Here is an 18,699-nt window from a genome sequence, read left to right on the forward strand (position 1 = left end):
TCGGTCACGGCGGCCAGTGTTGCATAGATTGGCCCCATGCGCAGTTACAGGTGGACCTCACGCTTGACCGCCGGCACCGTCGTCGCCGCCGGGCTGAGCCTGCTGATCGGATGCTCGACGCAGGCCGGCAAGGAGCAACCGACGGAATCCACGGCGCCGTCCCCCCAGGCCACCACGACCGGCGAAGCCCCACCCCCGACGGCCAAGCCGGGCGAGGTTGCGGTCTCCCCCGGCGGGGTCACCACTGCGGTCGGCGCCGACGCGCAGTCCACCGAAGAGGAGTACTTCCAGGCCTGTCATGCCGCGAAGATCTGGATGGAGGGCAAGGGCGGGGACCTCAAGGCCCAGATCGAGCCGTATCTGGCGAGCGTGCAAGCGCCCGACGCGGTACCGGGTCCGGGGACCTACAACGTGGCCTGGGCCGAGCTCGAGCCGGGCCGTCAGGCCGCCGTCATCGTGGCGGCACAAGCCGCGGCCGACGAGCTCTGCAGCTAGTTCGAATCACGCTGCGGTAAATCCCCACCCCGGTCCGCCACCCACGCCCGGCCGCGCTCGACCGCGATGTCGAGTGCGCCGAAGATGCGGTCGGTCGCGGGCACGATGCCGTCGTCGCCAAGAAGGTCGTCCAGCCCACCGCGACGCAGCACCTCCGCGGTGCCCGGATTGACCCCGGCGATCATCAACCTGCCATGGTTGGCCGCCAACTGCCCGGCCCATCGGCGCAGCGCCTTGATCGTCACCGACGACGGCACATCGGGCAGGGCGCGCAGGCTGAGCACGACCACGGCGTTCTCCGTGCCCTCAGCCCGCGGCCAGGTTTCATCGATGCGGGCCACCTCGGCGAACAGCCCGACTCCGGCGTAGTGCAGCACGGTGACGTCGTCGCCGGCGCACCGCTGCGGCACCGGGCCTTCCTGCCAGCCACCGTCGGGCGAGGGGGTCAACGCCACCAGTTGTGCCGTCTCGGCGGCCTTGGCGCAGTAGAGCACCAGTGAGGTGATCACGCCGATCAGGATCGCGGTGTGCAGCGGCAGCTGTGTGGTGGCCGCGAAGGTCACCAGCATGGCCAGCGCCGAGAGCGGCGCGACCCGCAGCACCAGCTTGATGTCGGGCAGCCGGCCCACCACCAGCTCGGCGCCGATCACCAGGATCAGTCCGCCGATGACCGCCATCGGGATGATCTCGGCGGCCGACCCGGCCACCAGCACCAGCACTGCGAGCCAGATTCCGGCGAAGATGCCGGCCCACCTGGTCTGCGCGCCCGCCGAGGTGGCCACCCCGGTGCGCGACAGGGAGCCGCCGGCCGGCAGCGCGCCGAACATCCCGCCCGCCACGTTGGCCGCGCCCTGGGCCAGGAAGTCGCCGTTCATGTTGGTGCGGCTGCCGTCCGGGTTGGGTACCGCAGCCGAGATTCCGGCAGCCTGGGCCAGCGCGACGAGTGCGACGGCGACCCCGCCGACGAGCAGCTCCGGCATGGCGGCGAAGTTCGGAACGGTCACCGGCGGAAGCGCATTGGCGATCGAGGCGATGTCACCGACCGTTTCGACGTCGATGTGCGCGACGGCCACGATCGCAGTGACCACGACGAGGGCCAGCAAGGTCGCAAACGATTCGAGCGGTTTGACGAAGCGGAACACCGCCCACACCGCGACGGTACCCAGCGAGACGGCCACGGCCGCCGGTTGCCACAGGCCGATGTGGGCTAACGAGTCGACGAACTTGCCGATCGTGTTGCCGCTGTCGGGTTTGTAGCCCGTGGAGTCGCCGAGGACGCCGGCGATGATCTGCAGGGCGATGCCGGTGGAGAAACCGGTCATCACGGCGTTGGACACGAAATTCATGATCGAGCCGAACCGCAGCAGACCGAACACCAGCATCACCACACCGACCACGACGGCCAGAGCGGCGACGTTGGCCGGGTCCTGCGGATCCAGCCCGGCCTCTTTGAGGACGCTGCGCGACGTCAGCGCGATGGCACTCGTCAACGTGGTCACCATCAGCACCGTGCGGGCGAACAGTGACCCGATGATGCCGGGGACGACGCCGGCGTAGATGCCGGTGACCGGGTTGAAGCCGCCGATGCTCGCGTACGCCATGCCTTCCGGGATGGAGAACAGGCCCGTCACCAGCCCGGCGATCACATCGCGGGGCTTGGGGCGACCCAGCTTTCGGGCGAACGACGGCGCTCCCACGGATCAACCCTCCCACGAATGCCTGCGCCGTGGGCGATACTGCGAACGTGCGCGCGCCGGGAATCCTTCCGTATCAGCGGGAGTGGCTCCGCGCCGACGTGCTGCCCGCCGTGGCGGCCGGGTGCTGCTGACGCTACGTCGACGAAACCGCGGACGACTAGTCCCGCGACATCGCCGCGGCGAAATGCCTTTCCACATCGATGTAGGCGTCGTCCGCGACGTCGAACACCACCTTGACGATCCGGCCGCCGGTGTAGTCGAACGGGCCGTTGTAATCGGTGGTCACCGGATCGGAACTGTCGTACCCGATGCACAGGCCCTCACCGCACAACGCGTAGTGGCCCGACATCGTCCGTATCTCCTTGCCGGCCGACGCGGCTTCGTCGAGGTACAGCGTCGCGTTGCCATAGGACTCGCCGTGCTCGCCGCTGCGCACTTTCGTGAAGTCGACCCCGATGATGTGGCGTCCGGCCGCAGGCAGGGGCGCCTCGAGGACCTGCATCGGAGCGATACCCAGGAAGTTGTTGACGTAGCGAACCTTGCCGTCCTTGACGTAGAGCGCGTGCCCACCGAACCGAGAGCCCTGCGCGAAGATCACGCCCTGGGTCCCCGGTTCCACCTCGACGTCTGCCAGCACCTTGAACGAGACCGCGTGGGTGTTGGCCGCGGACCGCTCGGGAACCGGGCTGGTTCCCGGGTAGTAGACATACTGGCCGCTCGGTGAGACCGGTACCTGGAACTCCAGCGCGAGGAACTTCTTCAGGTCCTCACCCGTGGTGCCAAGGTCGTTGAGAGGCAACACATTGTTGGCCTTGGCCTCACTCATCCACAGGTCGGCGAGTTCGACGACCTTATCGGGATACTGCGCCGACAGATCGTGGGCTTCTGCGCGGTCGACATCGGTGTGGTACAGCTGCCAGTGGTCTTTGTCGAAGTTGCCCAGTCCGCTGATCGGCCCGTGCTCGGTGACCGCCTTCCAACCTTGGTGCCAGATACCGCGCTGACCGTGCATCTCGAAGTACTGAGTTTCCTTGTGCGTCGGCGCAGTGGCGTCATCGAACGAATACCGCATCGATACCCCCGAAAGTGGATGCTGCTGTACACCGTTGACGACGTCGGGCATCGCAACACCACAGCATTCGAGGATGGTCGGCACGATGTCGGTGCAGTGGTGGTACTGTCCGCGGACCTCTCCGCGGGACTTGATGCCCTTGGGCCAGCTGATCACCAGCGGGTCGCACACCCCGCCCTGGTAGGTGTAGCGCTTGAACATCTTGTACGGCGTGGAGAACGCCACCGCCCACCCTGTCGGGTAATGGTTGTAGGTGTTCGGCGTGCCCAATTCGTCGATCAGCGCGAGGTTTTCCGCCATGTCGTCGGGCCAGCCGTTGAAGAACTTGTTCTCGTTGACCGAACCGTTCGGACTGCCCTCCCCTGATGCGCCGTTGTCCGAGGCGTAGATGACCAACGTGTTGTCCAGTTGTCCGGATTCCTCCAGATAGTCGATGATCCGCCCCACTTGGGCGTCGGTGTATTCGGAGAAACCGGCGAAGACCTCGGCCATCCGGGAGAACAGCCGCTTCTCGTCGACGCTCAGCGAGTCCCACGGGCGTACCGAATCGCCTTCGGCGAAGGTGCCCGACGGCATCGGATTCAGCGGTGTCAGCTCGGTGCCTTCCGGCAGGATGCCGCGTTCGATCATGCGGGGCAGGACCCACTCCCGGTACGCCTCATAGCCGTCGTCGAACATGCCCTTGTACTTGTCGATGTAGTCCTTGGGAGCGTGGTGCGGGGCATGGTTGGCACCCGGGCAGAACCACAAATACCACGGCTTGCCCGGTTCGGTCTGCCGGGAATCCTGCAGGAACGAGATTGCCTTGTCCGCCAGGTCTTTCGACAGATGATAGCCGTCCTCGGGACCATAGGGCTGATCGATGTAGTGGTTGTCTTCGGCCAATGACGGGAACCACTGGTTGGTTTCACCGCCGATGAAGCCGTAGAACCGGTCGAAGCCTTGGGCCAGTGGCCATTCCTTCTTCGACCCGCCGGCAGTCCAGGCGTCGATCGGCACGTTGTGGTTCTTGCCTACCCAATACGTGCCGTAGCCGGCATCGCGCAGCACGGACGCGATCGTCGCATTCGACGGCGGTATGTGCGAGCTGTAGCCGGGAAACCCGCTGGCGGCTTCGGATATCGATGCGAAGCCGTTGAGGTGGTGGTTACGACCGGTCAGAAACGTAGAGCGGGTCGGCGAGCACAATGCCGTGGTGTGCCACTGGCTGTAGGTCAGTCCGTTGGCTGCCAGCCGGTCCAGCGTCGGCATGTTCACGCGGCCGCCGTAGGTCGACCATGAGGCACAACCCGTGTCGTCGTAGAGCACCACCAGAACGTTGGGCGCGCCGTGGGCCGCCGGCTTGGCGGTGAACGCGCTCCAGTCGGGCGTCGAGTGACGGATGTCCAGATCGATGGTGCCCTTGAACTCAGCCATGTACCCCAGTCTGGTATCCCCGAGCCGCGGGTGCACCACAATGGACCACATGCGAGTTGCCCTTGCCCTCGGCAGTGGTGGCGCCCGCGGCTACGCGCACATCGGGGTGATCGACGAGCTGCAGGCGCGGGGATACGAGATCGTCGGGGTGTCCGGCTCGTCGATGGGCGCCCTGGTCGGTGGCCTGCATGCGGCAGGCAAGCTCGATGATTTCGCCGAGTGGGCGAAATCCTTGACCCAGCGGGCGGTGCTGAGGTTGTTGGATCCCTCGATCACCGCGGCCGGCATCCTGCGTGCCGAGAAGATCCTCGACGCGGTCCGCGACATCCTCGGCGACGTCGTCATCGACGAGCTGCCCATCCCCTACACCGCGGTCGCGACGGATCTGATCGCCGGTAAGTCGGTGTGGTTGCAACGCGGCCCGGTGGATGCCGCGATCCGCGCGTCGATCGCCATCCCCGGTGTCATCGCCCCGCACGTGCTCGACGGCCGCCTGCTCGCCGACGGCGGCATCCTCGACCCGCTGCCGATGGCGCCGATCGCGGCGGTCAACGCCGACCTCACCATCGCCGTCAGCCTGGCCGGTAGTGAGTCGGGGGGTCGGGAGATGCCCAGGGGCCCAGAAGACAGAGGCCCAGAAACGAAGGACACCGATCCTCGTCCCACCGCGGAATGGCTGAATCGGTTGTTGCGCAGCACGACTGCGCTGTTCGGCAGCAGTGGCGACCCCGACGGTGACGCCGGGGAGGACGCGGACGACGCCGAGAGTCAGCTCGTCGACAGCGCGAAGGAAGTGCCGGTACCCAAGTTGGGCAACTTCGAGGTGATGAACCGCACCATCGACATCGCTCAGGCCGCGCTCGCTCGGCACACGTTGGCGGCGCACCCGCCCGATCTGCTGATCGAGGTGCCGCGGTCGGCGTGCCGCAGCCTGGATTTCCATCGGGCCGCCGAGGTGATCGACATCGGCCGTGTGTTGGCCGCTCAAGCTCTCGACGCTCGCGACGACGCCGAGCCACCCGCGCTACCCGAGTAGGAACTGGGCAACCTGGGCGGCCACGCGGCGGCCCTGGGCCCGCCCGGCCTGTGCCGAGGGCACCCGGCAGACGGGATCGAGCGGGTTCTTGCCGAACGCGGCCAGGGCGTCGTCGTCGGCGAAGACCCCGAGCGAGCGTCCGGCGAACCCGTCGACCTCCTCGGCCGCGCCGGTCCCGAACGGCGACGGCGTCGTGCGGCCTTGCGGCACGAGCGCCACCGCGGTGTCACAGTCGGCAGCCAGCACCATGTTGACCGCGCTGCCGATGCCGCCGTCCATGAAGCGGCGACCACTGATCGTCACGACCGGCCACACCCCGGGCACTGCGCAGCTGGCGGCCACGGCGTCGACCAGCGACACCCCGGAGTCACCGTCGAGCGTCACGAGCTCACCGGTGTCGATGTCGATGGCGGAGATCCGCAGCACCCGGTCGGGCCACTCATGGGCGGGCAGGCGTTGTTCGATGACCTTGCGCCGGACCGCCGGGGCGACCGTGGCGGTGTTCGCTGCCACGGCTCCGATTCCTTGCAGTTTCTGGGCCTTGGTGGTGTTGGGTGTCAGCATCGCCTTGACGAACAGGTCGGTGACGTTGTCGATGCTGACGCCGGGGTCGAGTTCGGCGGATTCGGCACCGATCTGACGCGCGAACAGGTCGCTCAGGCTCAGCCCGCTGCTGAGCTGCGCCGAGACCGTCGAGCCCGCCGACGTGCCGACCAGCACGTCCGAGGAGAGCAGCGCATCGGCCGTTGCGGGCGACTCGTCGGCGATGCCCTGCAGGACACCGGTTTCCCAGGCGATTCCCGCGATACCACCACCGGCGAGCACCAGAGCACGTTTGGAGGTCACGAACGTCGAGTGTGCCAGGGCCGCTTCACGGGTGCTGCGACGCCGCCGCCGTGGCCGAGAGGTCCTCGATGCGCAGCAGGTGGCGGGGTGGATCCGGAAGCACGACCCGGCGCTCGATCCGCAACTGGGCGTCGACGTGCACCAGCTCGCCGGGGGCGATGAGCTGCCAGTCCTCGTCGTCCATCGCCTCGGTGGCGAAGACCACCGACGGCTGGGACGTCAGGTGCTCCGATTCGGCCCGGATGCGGGTTGTGCGCAGCGCCAGCCGTTCGTCGGGGTCGCTGCGGTCGAGCAGGAAGAGCTCGTGGGTGTCCGGGTAGCGCAACGCCCACAGGTCGGTGGCCGTGCTGAGCAGCAGATTGACGGCGTAGAGCGGCACGGTCTCGGCCAGCCAGCCGATCGCGTCGACGATGCCGGCGCCCACATCGCCGTCATGCGCGCGGACGGCGGCGGTGATGAGCGCGAAGACGCGTTCGGAGTCGGTCTGGCCTTCGACGAGGGCTGACACGCCCAGTTCGCGCAGCCGCTCGTCGAGCAGATCGAGGCCTTCGACCACACCGTTGTGGGCGAAGATCCGGCCGTCCTGCAGGAAGGGATGGGTGTTCACCGCGTCAAGTGACCCGGTCGAGGCATAGCGGACGTGCGCGATGAACGTCGTCGCGGTGACATCGTGTGCCTCCGTGGCGAATTCGCTGTCCTGCCAGGCCGCGACGGGTTCTTTGTGCAGTACTGGCCTACCGTCTGGCCCGAACACGCCGAGGCCGGTGCCATCGGGGTTTTTCCGGCTCTGCTCGGCAAGATTGTCCGGCGCGTCGAGCAGCCAGAAGGTCGCGGAAATCAACCGATCGCCTGCGTGCAGACCGAACAATCGGCACATGCCCTCAGCCCACCCGATGAAGTGCCATGATTTCCGATAGTAGCCGCGTGGACGAAGGGAACGCCATGACTTCTGATCTGGGGCCGACGATGCGAGCCGAGCGTTTCTATGCCGATACCAAACGGGTTGTGGTGGAGGATGTTCCGATTCCCGAACCGGGTCCGGGCGAGGTCCTGGTGAAGGTGGCGTTCTGCGGTATCTGCCATTCGGACCTGAGCCTGATCAACGGGACGTTTCCGGCGCAGGCCCCGGTGGTGACGCAGGGGCATGAGGCGTCGGGCACCATCGCCAAGCTGGGGCCCGACGTCACCGGATGGGCCGAGGGGGATCGGGTGATCGTCGCGGCCGGCCGCCCGTGCCTGGAATGTCCCAACTGCCGGCGCGGCGACATCGCCAACTGCATGCGAATCCGGTTGATGGCGTTCGCCTATGACGGGGCGTGGGCCGAATACACCCTGGCTCAGGCGGTCGGGCTGACCCGGGTGCCCGACAACGTGCCGCTGGAGCAGGCCGCGATCCTGGCCGATGCGGTGTCGACGCCGTACGGCGCGGTGGTGCGTACCGGCAAAGTCGGCGTCGGCGAGTCGGTCGGGGTGTGGGGCCTGGGCGGCGTCGGCACCCACATCGTGCAGCTGGCCCGCCTGGTCGGTGCGGTGCCGGTGGTGGCCGTCGACATCAAACCCGAGGTGCTGGAGCGGGCCCTGGAGTTGGGCGCCGATTACGCCTTCCTTGCCGACGACGAGCATCTGGGCGAGAAGATCGGCGAGGTCACCGGCGGACGGGGGCTGGACGTGGCATTCGATGCGGTCGGTTTGAAGTCGACGTTCGAGCAGGCGCTGGGTCAGCTGACGGTCGGGGGCCGGCTGGTCGCGGTCGGGATGAGCGCGCAGGAGCCGACGATCGGTCCGACCTCGATGTTCGGGCTCACCCAGAAGCAGGTGCTCGGCCATCTGGGCTATCAGAACGTCGACATCTCCACGCTGGCGGCGCTGGTGTCCCTGGGCCGGCTGGACCTGTCGCGCTCCGTCAGCGAGATCGTGTCATTGGAAGATGTCGCAGTGGGCATCGACAAGCTGGAGCGCCAGGAGGGCAATCCGATCCGGATCCTGGTGCGGCCTTGAGGTCGAAGGACACTCTCATCGCAGGTTTGGTGCGGCCTTCCCGCTGATCAGCGGCAGATCCGGGTAGGTCACCACACCAGGTTCGGCCGCACACACCGCGGGCACGGAGTTGACGCAGTGCGCGGCAGTGGCGACGACACCGGCCTCCGGGCCGTCCTCGCCGGCCTCGGATTGGAAGCCCTTGATGATCACCGTGAAGTCCGGGTTGCCGCGGACCTCCATCTCGTAGCGTTGCCCGGCCGGTCCGAAAGTCCATGGCGGATCTAGGTTTTCCTCGCCCATCAGCCAGTTCACCGTGACTCGAACAACGGGCTCGCCGTCCACGAGCGCCTCCCAGTGGAACTTGCGGCCGGCCACCTGACCGGGTTCGATCACCCCGATCGGCGAGTCGATGGGTGCGGTGGCCACGGCGATCTCCTGGGTGGCCCGAATCCGCGGATCGATTGTGAAGCCGACGTGGTCGACGACCATCTTGACCGCCTGGATGAAGCCGCCGTCGAGCATCTTCTGCATCGGCCCGCTCAGTGCGGTGTCGGGCGCGCCGCCGAACCCCATGACGTGACGCACCACATCGGGTGCGTCATAGGTTCGCAAGTCGGAAAACTCCTCGGCCCGAACGAATTTCACCCCAGTCGCCATCGCAGAGAACGCCAGCGGAAACTTCTCGCTGATCCCGCCCGGCGCAATACCGGTGCCGTGCAGTGTGGCGTTGCCCTCCAGCGCGGCGGCACGCATCGGCGCGGCCTGCTTCTCGCTCGGGTACAGCCAGCCCACGGGGGTGATCACGTTCTTGCCCGAGCGCAGCAGCGCCGCCACCTCGTCCGGGTTGGGGATCAACGGTGCGTAGATCACCGCGTCCGCATCGAGCGCCAGAATGTCGTCGACGCTGGTGGTGGCGGTGACGCCGAGCGGTTCGGTGCCGATGATCTCGCCGACGTCCTTGCCGTTCTTGGCCTCGGAATGCACCCAGCAGCCCGCCAGCTCCAGGTCAGGATGCTCGAGTACGCCCTTGATCGCGGCGACGCCGACTCCACCGGTAGCCCACTGCACGACTTTGAGCACGGCACACCCTTTCGAGAACTAGAACGTGTTCCAACTATCTCTACACGACAGAAACGACGATCTGTATGTTTCTCGACATGGCTAACAAAGTTTTCGTCGTGGGCGTGGGTATGACGAAGTTCGAGAAGCCCGGCCGGAAAGAGGGCTGGGATTACCCGGATATGGCTCGCGAGTCCGGCACCAAGGCACTTGAGGACGCGGGCATCTCCTATGACCAGGTGCAGCAGGGCTACGTCGGGTACTGCTCGGGTGATTCCACCTCGGGCCAGCGCGCGCTCTACGAGCTGGGCATGACGGGCATCCCGATCGTCAACGTCAACAACAACTGTTCGACCGGATCGACCGCGCTTTACCTTGCCGCACAGGCGATCCGCGGTGGCCTGGCCGACTGCACCATCGCGCTGGGCTTCGAGAAGATGCAGCCGGGCTCGCTTCAGGCGGGTGCGCAGGACCGCGAATCCCCGCTCGGGAAGCACGTCAAGGCGCTGGCCGAGATCGACGAGTTCGCCTTCCCCGTCGCACCGTGGATGTTCGGCGCGGCCGGACGCGAACACATGAAGAAGTACGGCACCACCGCCGAGCATTTTGCGAAGATCGGCTACAAGAACCACAAGCATTCGGTGAACAACCCATATGCGCAGTTCCAGGACGAGTACACCCTCGATGACATCCTGGCCGCCAAGATGATCTCCGATCCGCTGACCAAGCTGCAGTGCTCCCCCACCTCCGACGGGTCGGGTGCGGCGATCGTCGCCAGCGAGGCCTTCGTCGACAAGCACGGGCTGGCATCTCAGGCCGTCGAGATCGTCGGGCAGGCGATGACCACCGACTTCGCCTCCACGTTCGACGGCAGCGCCGCCAACATCATCGGCTATGACATGAACGTGCAAGCCGCCCAGCAGGTTTACGCGCAGTCCGGCCTCGGACCCGAGGACTTCCAGGTCATCGAGCTGCACGACTGCTTCTCCGCCAACGAGCTGCTGCTGTACGAAGCGCTTGGCTTGTGCGAGGAGGGCGAGGCGCCGCGGCTGATCGACAACAATGACACCACCTATGGCGGTCGGTGGGTGGTCAATCCGTCCGGCGGGCTGATCTCCAAGGGCCACCCGCTGGGCGCGACGGGTCTGGCCCAGTGCGCCGAGCTGACCTGGCAGTTGCGTGGCACCGCCGACAAGCGTCAGGTCGACAATGTCACCGCGGCGCTGCAGCACAACATCGGTCTGGGCGGCGCGGCCGTCATGACCGCGTTCCAGCGCGCCGAACGGTAACTTTTCCTCGCCGCGTGCGGGGTGCCTTCGGCGTGCCCCGCTTTGTCACGCCCTGCTTCGTCACGCCAGAGTGGCCCTCGAGCTCGAGCGTCACACTGGAGTGACGGGGCGGGCCGGCCTGTCTCCATTTTGTCACGCCAGAGTGGCTCTGGACGGCGGCAGCCACTCTGGCGTGACAATGGCGCGGCAGGGGCGGGCACGGCACGGGCACGCCGCGGGCGCCACAGATCAGAGCTCGAACACCTCGTAGGCACCGTCGGCGTGCCGGGCCCGGATGATCTTCTTGTCGTATTTGCCGACGCTGGTGCGGGGCACCTGGTCGACGAAGGTCCACCGCTCGGGCAGCCACCAGCGAACCACCTTGTCCGCCAGGAACTCTCGCAGTTCACTCGGTTCCGCCGAGGCCCCTTCCTGCAGCACCACCACGGCCAGCGGGCGTTCCTGCCATCGCTCGTCGGGCACTCCGACGACGGCGGCCTCCAACACCGCAGGGTGGGCGATCAGAAGGTTTTCCAACTCCACCGAGGAGATCCACTCTCCTCCAGACTTGATGACGTCCTTGGCCCGGTCGGTCAACGTCACATAGCCATGTGGGTCGATCGAACCGACATCACCGGTGCGCAGCCAGCCGCTGTCGAACTTCTCGGCGTCGCGGCCCAGGTAGTAGCCGCCGGTGATCCATGGTCCGCGGACCTCCAGTTCACCGACGGCCTTGTCGTCGTTGGGCAGCGGTGCGCCCGCGTCGTCGACGATGCGCACCTCGACTCCGCACATCGGCCGGCCCTGGCTGACCCGCATGTCCCAATGCTGTTCCTCGGTCACCCCGGGCAGCGGTTTGGCGACCGTCGCCAGCGGCGAGGTCTCGGTCATCCCCCAGGCCTGCTGGATGTAGACGCCGTGGCGCTCCTGGAAGGTCTGCATCAACGACAGCGGCACCGCCGAACCTCCGCAGGCGACCAGACGCAACGATGAAACGTCATGTCCGGGATTCTTTTCCAGGCAGTGCATGACGTCGTTCCAAATGGTCGGCACGGCACCGGCCAGCGTCGGGCGTTGTGATTCGATCAGCTCGATCAGCGCGGGCCCGGTCATGAATCGGTCAGGCATCACCAGGTTGGCACCGGCCATCAAGGCGGCGTAGGGCAGGCCCCACGCGTTGGCGTGGAACATCGGCACGATGGGCAGCACGGTGTCACTGCAGCTGACGTCGAGCGCGTTGCCGGTACAGGTGCTCAGGGCGTGCAGATAGCTCGACCGGTGGCTGTACACCACACCCTTCGGGTTTCCGGTAGTGCCGCTCGTGTAACACATTGCCGCGGCGGAGTTTTCGTCGATCGCGGGCCAGTCGAACTCGGTGGGCTGCGCGGCCAGCAGTTCCTCCCAGCGCAGCACGGTCACGCCGGTCAACGCCGACGTGTCGCCGTCGCCCACCACGATCACCGTGTGCACGGTCTCCAGCAGCGGCAGGACCGGGGCCAGCAGGCCGACCAACGATGCGTCGGTGACGACCACGCGGTCGGCTGCCTCGTTGGCGATGTAGGCGATCTGTTCCGGGGACAACCGGATGTTCAGGGTGTGCAGCACCGCACCCATGGCCGGCACGGCGAGATAGGCGGCCAGGTGTTCGGTGTTGTTCCACATGAAGGTGCCGACGCGGTCGTCACCGCCGACCCCAAGACCGCGCAGGGCGTGGGCCAACCGTGCCGCCTGTTCACCGAGTTCGGAGTAGCTGATGGTGCGGTAGCGGCCTTCGCCGACGGCGGTGGTCACGGTTCGGTCGCCGTTGACTCCGCAGGCATGCCGCAGGATTGCGGTGATCGTCAACGGCCAGTTCTGCATAGTGCTGTCCACGGGCGCGATGGTATGCGTTCGCCGGTGTGCGCCGGCGGGAACGATTCGAATTCCCTCCGAGGATGTAGGTAGGGAAGAATGAACCGGTAACGACGGAAGGGTGCGGTCGATGCGCATGAAGTGGTCCCCGGTGGCGGTCATGATGGCTGTGTTCGGGATGTTCAGCGTGTCGTCGGCGGTGGCCACGGCTGACGAGACGGCCCAGGAGACGATCAGCCGGTTGCAGTCCGAGGGTTACACCGTCAACATCGACAAGATCGGTACCGCGCCGCTGGATCAGTGCACGGTCACCAGCGTGCGCAACCCGCAGCGCGTCGGTCAGTTGGTGCCCTACGTCGGGCCGGGGCTCGGGGGTGATCGCATCCTGGTGCCGGCGATCACCAGCCAGACGGTGTCGGTCTCGCTGAACTGCCAGCGCTGAGGATCACCCCGAGCAATCCAGTGACACGGTGATGGTGCGTCGCACCACCACCGGTATGAGATCGAATTCTTTGCCGTTCTTGCCGAACCGTTCGACCCGCACGAGCCTGGTCTGGTCCTGGGGATTGCGCACACTGGTGACGGTGCACTGATCCAGGGGCGCGTTGCCGACGCGGTCGACGTTGACGTGGAAGCCTTCGGCTTCCAGCTGACCGATGGTCACCACCGGTGAATCGGCGTGTGCCGGAACGGCGGTCGACAGAACCGCACTCATTGCCGCCCCCGACGCGGCCAGCATGACGACAGATGCTCGCATGACCGTGTCTTCTTTCTACGTTCTCGCATTCACTCTTTCGGTGATGTCCTCCCTGTTGTTACGGGTGAGAACGCCGGCGAGTTCAACGCAGCCGCCTCCTAGGCCGGAGCGGGTTCGGGGGTGCGGTCGGCGTCGTCGTCAACCATGGTGAGTTCGTCGAAGGGACGGTCACCGCGCAACACCGCGTCCACCTTGTCCTTGTCCACGGTGTGTGTCCACGAGCCGACGAGCAGGGTGGCCACCGCGTTGCCGGAAAAGTTGGTCACCGCGCGGGCTTCGGACATGAACCGGTCGATCCCGACGATCAGACCGACGCCGTCGAGCAGATCGGGGCGATGGGCCTGCAGGCCGCCGGCCAGCGTGGCCAGTCCGGCGCCGGTCACCCCGGCCGCCCCCTTCGACGCGATGATCATGAACACGAGCAGACCGATCTGCTGGCCGACGGACATCGGGGCGCTCAGTGCGTCGGCGATGAACAGCGCCGCCATGGTCAGGTAGATCGCAGTGCCGTCGAGGTTGAACGAATATCCGGTGGGCACAACGACTCCGACGGTGCTGCGGTCGACGCCGAGATGCTCCATCTTGGCGATGAGCCGCGGCAACGCCGATTCCGAGGAGGACGTCGAGAAGATCAGCAGGTACTCGCGGGCCAGGTACCGCACCAGTTTGAAGATGGACACCCCCGCCACCGCGCGCAGCAGGATGCCGAGCACGCCGAACACGAACAGCACGCAGGTCACGTAGAAGCCGAGCATCAGGGTCAGCAGCTGGGTGACGGCGGTCCAGCCGGTCTGTCCGACGACGTTGGCGATCGCGCCGAAGGCGCCGATGGGCGCCAGCCACAGGATCATGATCAGCACCTTGAACACGAGCTTCTGCAGATGCTCGATCCCGCGCAGGATCGGTTCACCGGCGCTGCCCATGCCCTGCAGCGCGAATCCGACCAGCAGCGCGACGAACAAGGCCTGCAGCACGCTTCCGGCGGTCAACGACGAGAACAGCGTCTCGGGAATGATGCCCTGGACGAAGTCCATGAGTCCGCCGGACTCGTGCGCCTTCTCGGCAAGCTCGGCGCCCTTGCCTGCCGAGCTCTCCGTCAGATGCATGCCGCTGCCCGGGTGGATCAGATTGCCGACCACCAGACCGATGGTCAGCGCGATCGTGGACATCGCCAGGAAGTAGCCGAAGGCCAGGCCACCGACTTTTCCGACCGTGGCGGCCTTGCGTACCGAGCCGATCCCCAACACGATCGTGCAGAAGATGATGGGGCCGATCATCATCTTGATCAGGTTGACGAACATGGTGCCGAGCACGCCGACGCTCTTGCCCACCTCGGGCGCCACCAGCCCGACCACCACACCGACGACGACGGCCGCGATGACCGCAATGTAGAGCCAGTGTGTGCGGTCGCGACGCGGGGACGCCGGCTCTGATTGCGGGTCTGTCGACACGGTCATCGGTGCCACCTCCAGTTCGACTTCGAATGGGCTGTACAAGTACTTTCGACCATAGGGTGAGCCAGGTCACGATTTAGTTCATTACGTTCATGCGATCGGAGATGTGGTGGCGCACTGGTGGCGGCGTCTGTCCGGCCGGGCCTGGCCGCATTCGTTGGCCGGGCAGGCCATCGCGCTGCAGATCCTCGTCGTGGCGGTCGTGGTGCTGGCCGGTTCCACCCTGGCGCTGCTCGATGCCCGCCGCGACGGTGCCGATGCGGCGCGCCAGCAGGTGATCGGGATCGCCACGGCGCTGGCCGATTCACCTTCGACCGCGGCGGCCATCGAATCCGGAACGGCCACAGAGGTTTTGCAGCCGGTAACCGAGGCCGTGCGCACGAGCACCGATATCGCGTTCATCACGATCATGTCCCCGGAGGGTATCCGGTTCACCCACACCGATCCCGGCGAGATCGGGGGGCATTACCTGGGCACGGTCGCGCCCGCGCTGCGCGGGGAGACGTTCACCGAGGTCTACACGGGGACGCTGGGCCCGTCGGTGCGCACGATCGCACCGGTTCGTGGCCGCGACGGACGCATCGTGGGACTGGTCTCGGCCGGGATCACCCAGCAGACGTTGGCCCAACGTTGGCGGGCACAGGTTCCGGTGATCGCCGTGGTAACCGCGGCTGCACTGGGTGTTTCGCTGATCGGCGGTTGGGCGATCCGGCGCCGGCTGTTGCGTCAGACCCACGGCCTGGGCCCGGCCGAGCTGCGCGTGATGTACGACCACCACGACGCGATCCTGCATTCGGTGTCCGAGGGGCTCATCGTGCTCGATCGCGACGGGGTGGCATTGGTGAACGACGAAGCACGCCGATTGCTCGGCCTGCCACCCGGACCGGTCGGGGTACCGGATCTGCCGGAGTTCCTTCGCCGCGCCGACCCGGGCGCCCGCGACGAGGTCCACGTCACCGCCGAGCGGGTGCTGGTGGTCAACCGGGCCCGCGTCACCGATTCGGCTTCCGGCGGGCAGGAGCGAAGCGACCGGGGAGTCAGGTCGGAGGTCGTCACGATCCGCGATCGCACCGAACTGCAGGGCGCCCTCGGCGAACTCAACTCGCTGCAGGGGCTCGCCGACTCGTTGCGGGCACAGGCGCACGAGTCGGCCAACAAGCTGCACACCGTGATCACCATGGTGGAGATGGGCCGGCCCGACGACGCGGTCCGGTTCGCCACCAGTGAGTTGGAGTTGTCACAGCGCCTGGTGGACCGGCTGTCGGCGGCCGTGGGTGAGCCGGCCCTGGTGGCGTTGCTGCTGGGCAAGACGGCTCAGGCCGACGAGCGCGGGATCACCCTGACCGTCACCGAGGACACCCAGTTGTCCGCTGACGCGGTGTTATCGGGGCAGGAGATGGTGACGGTGCTGGGTAATCTGATCGACAATGCGATGGATGCCTGTGACCGAGACGATCCGTGGATCGAGGTCACGGTGCGGCAGGAGGATCGGCAGTTGGTGATCCAGGTCGCCGACAGCGGTCCGGGCATGGATGCCGATACCTTCGAAAAGGCCATGCAGCGCGGCTATTCCACGAAATCCGGCGATGCGGCCGGCCATGGTCTGGGACTGGCGTTGGTGGCGCAGGTGGTCACACGGCATTCCGGCACGTTGACCGCGGACGTCACGTACGGTTCGGTGGTCACCGCGACGATTCCGGCCGTGGCGCACAGATGATGATCAATGTGTTGATCGTCGAGGACGATTCGTTGATCGCCGAGGCTCATCAGGCCTACCTCGATCGGCTCCAAGGTTTTTCGGTGGCGGCCGTGGCTCACACGGCCCGGGACGCGATGCGGGCGGCGGCCGCGGCGGCAGCCTCCGCGCATCCGGTGGATCTGGTGCTGCTGGACATCGGTTTGCCCGATGCCAGCGGAATCTCGTTGGCGTCCAGGCTTTCCGGGCTGCGGCCGGCACCGGACATCATCGCGATCACCTCCGAGCGTGACCTGGAGATGGTGCGTGCCGCGGTGGCCCACGGCGCCCTGGCTTACCTGCTCAAACCGTTCACGTTCGCGGCGTTTCGGGATCGGCTGGAACGCTACCGCCGCTATCGTTCGGCGTTGCCGTCGGGAACCGATGCCGCCAGCCAGGCCGAAGTTGACCGGGCTCTGGCCGAATTGCGGGTGGCCACGGATAAATCCACCGCCCCGAAGGGTGCGGCTCCGCAGACCACCGAAGAGATCGCCGGCGCAGTGCGCGATGAACCCGACGGGTTGACTGCCGATGAGGCGGCCAAACGGGTCGGGGTGTCGCGGGTGACGGCGTGGCGCTACCTCGAGCGGCTGGCCGAGGACGGGACCGTCGTCCGGCACACCGAATACGGCAAGGCCGGGCGACCTCGCACCCGCTACCGGTGGCGCTGAATCAGGCGCCGGCCGGTGCCAGGGCAGGCATCGCGGGCATCGCGGGCATCGCGGCGATCTCGACCGCGTCCGTCGCCACCAGCTGCGAGTACAGGGATTCGGCCACCTCGAAGATGTTCACCCGCCCGGCGTAGTCGGCGACATACAGCCGGGTGCCGTCGTGGCGCAGGGCGACCGATGTGGGCTCCACATCCACGTCCACACTGCCCTGGACCTGGCCGGTCAGAGCACACCACACGATGACGCGGTCGTAGTCGACGAGATAGGCACGAGTGGCATCGGCGCTCAGCACCAGTTGGGTGGGCGCCGCGGCGACCTCGACGGCGTCCACCACGGTGGCCGCGGACAGGTCCACGGTGTGCACCACACCGCGATGGGCGAGGTCCGAGGTCAGCACGTAGGCGATGCCGTCGCCGATCGCCACATCGCGGATCGGGGCACCGATCCACACTGTGGCCTGCACCTGAGCGGTCTCGGTGTTGACGACGACGAGGCGGCTGCCGCGCGGATCCGAGGTGGCTGCGAGCAGGCGCTTACCGGTCGAGTCGACCTGCAGCGCATCGAGATTGACGCCGGCGCCGGTCGCGAGGTCGATGGTGCCGACACGTTCGGCGGTGGTGTCGATCACGGCGATGTCGATGCGCTCGTGGCCGGCGCGCCCGGCGAACACGCGCTTGCCGTCCGGGCTGATGGCCAGGGCGGTGACGGTCATGGCCAGCGGGTACTCGCTGAGCACCGCGCCGGTGATGGTGTCGACCGTCAGGATCGAGTCGTGCGCGGCGCCGGTGACGCTGACGTAGGCGCGGTCGTCGGCGACCACGACGTGGAACGGATCTCCGGGGAGGCGGACCGAACCCACCACACCCATGGTGTGCGGATTGATGACGGTCAAACTCTGCGTGCCGACGTTGGTGACCACCACGGTTTCGCGGTCGGGATCGACGGCGATGTCACCGATGGCGCCACGACCGACCTCGGCGACGCCGGCGATGTCGATGTCGTCGAGTGCGCCGTCGAAGGTGATACCGCGGGCCGGCAGGTCGTCGATGACTCCGTTATTTCGGCGAGCTTCACGGCCAGAGCGCGCGGCTTCGATCAGCGCACGCAAAAAGTTTTTTGCCATCGTTGTCGGCACCTCCACCGGTGAGAGTTCCACCGGCTCTAGATTTCAGTCATCTGCGCCGGGAGTGGCGCGGTTGCATTGAGTCTAGCGACGAAACCGACAGCTCCTGAACGACTTCGCAGCGAATATCGTCAAGCTGACAACAGTCTCTCAGGATGCGCTTAAGAAATTCTTCGTTATCGTCTCGTTACCTTTTCGCTTCGATCGATTAAATGCCTGTTACCAGGCTTTTCGCCGAA

Annotated in this window: 16 protein-coding genes; 7 read left to right on the forward strand and 9 right to left on the reverse strand. The window is 66.6% G+C overall.

Annotation, left to right across the window (positions count from 1 at the left end; translation table 11 throughout):
• Window positions 1-36 precede the first annotated feature (36 nt).
• Window positions 37-495: a lipoprotein LpqV gene (gene lpqV / locus A5740_RS14270; protein ID WP_076195039.1), complete on the forward strand. Its 459-nt coding sequence runs from the start codon at window positions 37-39 to the stop codon at window positions 493-495.
• Here the strand turns inward: lpqV and A5740_RS14275 are convergent.
• Window positions 492-2,192, reverse strand: coding sequence for a SulP family inorganic anion transporter (locus A5740_RS14275; RefSeq protein WP_076195041.1), 1,701 nt, complete (start codon window positions 2,190-2,192; stop codon window positions 492-494). The two genes, lpqV and A5740_RS14275, sit on opposite strands and share 4 nt — an antisense overlap.
• Before the next feature lie 157 nt (window positions 2,193-2,349).
• Window positions 2,350-4,680 carry an arylsulfatase gene (locus A5740_RS14280; protein WP_076195095.1) on the reverse strand — a complete coding sequence of 777 codons (2,331 nt, stop codon included), beginning with the start codon at window positions 4,678-4,680 and terminating at the stop codon, window positions 2,350-2,352.
• Window positions 4,681-4,720: 40 nt separating this feature from the next.
• On the opposite strand from A5740_RS14280, the gene A5740_RS14285 reads away from it, so the two are divergent.
• Entirely contained in the window at window positions 4,721-5,716 is a 996-nt protein-coding gene (locus A5740_RS14285; RefSeq protein WP_076195043.1) for a patatin-like phospholipase family protein, read from the forward strand.
• On the opposite strand, the gene A5740_RS14290 is transcribed toward A5740_RS14285, so the two are convergent.
• Together A5740_RS14290 and A5740_RS14295 are read right to left on the reverse strand one after the other, a co-directional pair.
• Entirely contained in the window at window positions 5,705-6,562 is an 858-nt protein-coding gene (locus A5740_RS14290) for a patatin-like phospholipase family protein (protein ID WP_076195045.1), read from the reverse strand. The two genes, A5740_RS14285 and A5740_RS14290, sit on opposite strands and share 12 nt — an antisense overlap.
• Before the next feature lie 25 nt (window positions 6,563-6,587).
• Window positions 6,588-7,439 (reverse strand): class II glutamine amidotransferase, encoded by an 852-nt coding sequence (locus tag A5740_RS14295; RefSeq protein WP_076195046.1) that lies wholly within the window; start codon window positions 7,437-7,439, stop codon window positions 6,588-6,590.
• A gap of 77 nt (window positions 7,440-7,516) precedes the next feature.
• Between A5740_RS14295 and A5740_RS14300 the strand changes: the two genes are divergently transcribed.
• Window positions 7,517-8,560 (forward strand): zinc-binding dehydrogenase, encoded by a 1,044-nt coding sequence (locus tag A5740_RS14300; RefSeq protein ID WP_139335126.1) that lies wholly within the window; start codon window positions 7,517-7,519, stop codon window positions 8,558-8,560.
• A gap of 15 nt (window positions 8,561-8,575) precedes the next feature.
• Here A5740_RS14300 and A5740_RS14305 read toward each other — a convergent pair whose 3' ends face one another.
• On the reverse strand, window positions 8,576-9,622 hold the full coding sequence (locus A5740_RS14305; protein WP_076195047.1) for a dihydrodipicolinate reductase: 1,047 nt from the start codon (window positions 9,620-9,622) through the stop codon (window positions 8,576-8,578).
• Window positions 9,623-9,699: 77 nt separating this feature from the next.
• Between A5740_RS14305 and A5740_RS14310 the strand changes: the two genes are divergently transcribed.
• Entirely contained in the window at window positions 9,700-10,890 is a 1,191-nt protein-coding gene (locus A5740_RS14310) for a lipid-transfer protein (protein ID WP_076195099.1), read from the forward strand.
• A 228-nt stretch (window positions 10,891-11,118) separates the two neighbouring features.
• Here the strand turns inward: A5740_RS14310 and A5740_RS14315 are convergent, their stop codons facing one another.
• The gene (locus A5740_RS14315) at window positions 11,119-12,741 is read right to left on the reverse strand and encodes a fatty acid--CoA ligase (RefSeq protein WP_076195049.1); all 1,623 of its coding nucleotides are present in this window, start codon (window positions 12,739-12,741) and stop codon (window positions 11,119-11,121) included.
• Window positions 12,742-12,850: 109 nt separating this feature from the next.
• On the opposite strand from A5740_RS14315, the gene A5740_RS14320 reads away from it, so the two are divergent.
• Window positions 12,851-13,162, forward strand: coding sequence for a hypothetical protein (locus tag A5740_RS14320; RefSeq protein ID WP_076195050.1), 312 nt, complete (start codon window positions 12,851-12,853; stop codon window positions 13,160-13,162).
• Between the two features lie 3 nt (window positions 13,163-13,165).
• Here A5740_RS14320 and A5740_RS14325 read toward each other — a convergent pair whose 3' ends face one another.
• On the reverse strand, window positions 13,166-13,477 hold the full coding sequence (locus A5740_RS14325; protein WP_076195052.1) for a hypothetical protein: 312 nt from the start codon (window positions 13,475-13,477) through the stop codon (window positions 13,166-13,168).
• Between the two features lie 98 nt (window positions 13,478-13,575).
• On the reverse strand, window positions 13,576-14,934 hold the full coding sequence (locus A5740_RS14330; RefSeq protein WP_076195101.1) for a cation:dicarboxylate symporter family transporter: 1,359 nt from the start codon (window positions 14,932-14,934) through the stop codon (window positions 13,576-13,578).
• Between the two features lie 106 nt (window positions 14,935-15,040).
• Here A5740_RS14330 and A5740_RS14335 point away from each other — a divergent pair, with 106 nt between their 5' ends.
• Window positions 15,041-16,648 carry a sensor histidine kinase gene (locus tag A5740_RS14335; RefSeq protein WP_076195102.1) on the forward strand — a complete coding sequence of 536 codons (1,608 nt, stop codon included), beginning with the start codon at window positions 15,041-15,043 and terminating at the stop codon, window positions 16,646-16,648.
• Window positions 16,648-17,337, forward strand: a complete 690-nt coding sequence (locus A5740_RS14340; RefSeq protein ID WP_175616257.1) for a response regulator — start codon at window positions 16,648-16,650, stop codon at window positions 17,335-17,337. Before A5740_RS14335 ends, A5740_RS14340 begins: the two co-directional genes overlap by 1 nt.
• A gap of 1 nt (window position 17,338) precedes the next feature.
• On the opposite strand, the gene A5740_RS14345 is transcribed toward A5740_RS14340, so the two are convergent.
• Window positions 17,339-18,460 (reverse strand): YncE family protein, encoded by a 1,122-nt coding sequence (locus A5740_RS14345; protein ID WP_076195104.1) that lies wholly within the window; start codon window positions 18,458-18,460, stop codon window positions 17,339-17,341.
• Between the last annotated feature and the right edge of the window lie 239 nt (window positions 18,461-18,699).

This window comes from Mycobacterium sp. GA-1841 (assembly GCF_001954135.1).
GTDB lineage: Bacteria > Actinomycetota > Actinomycetes > Mycobacteriales > Mycobacteriaceae > Mycobacterium.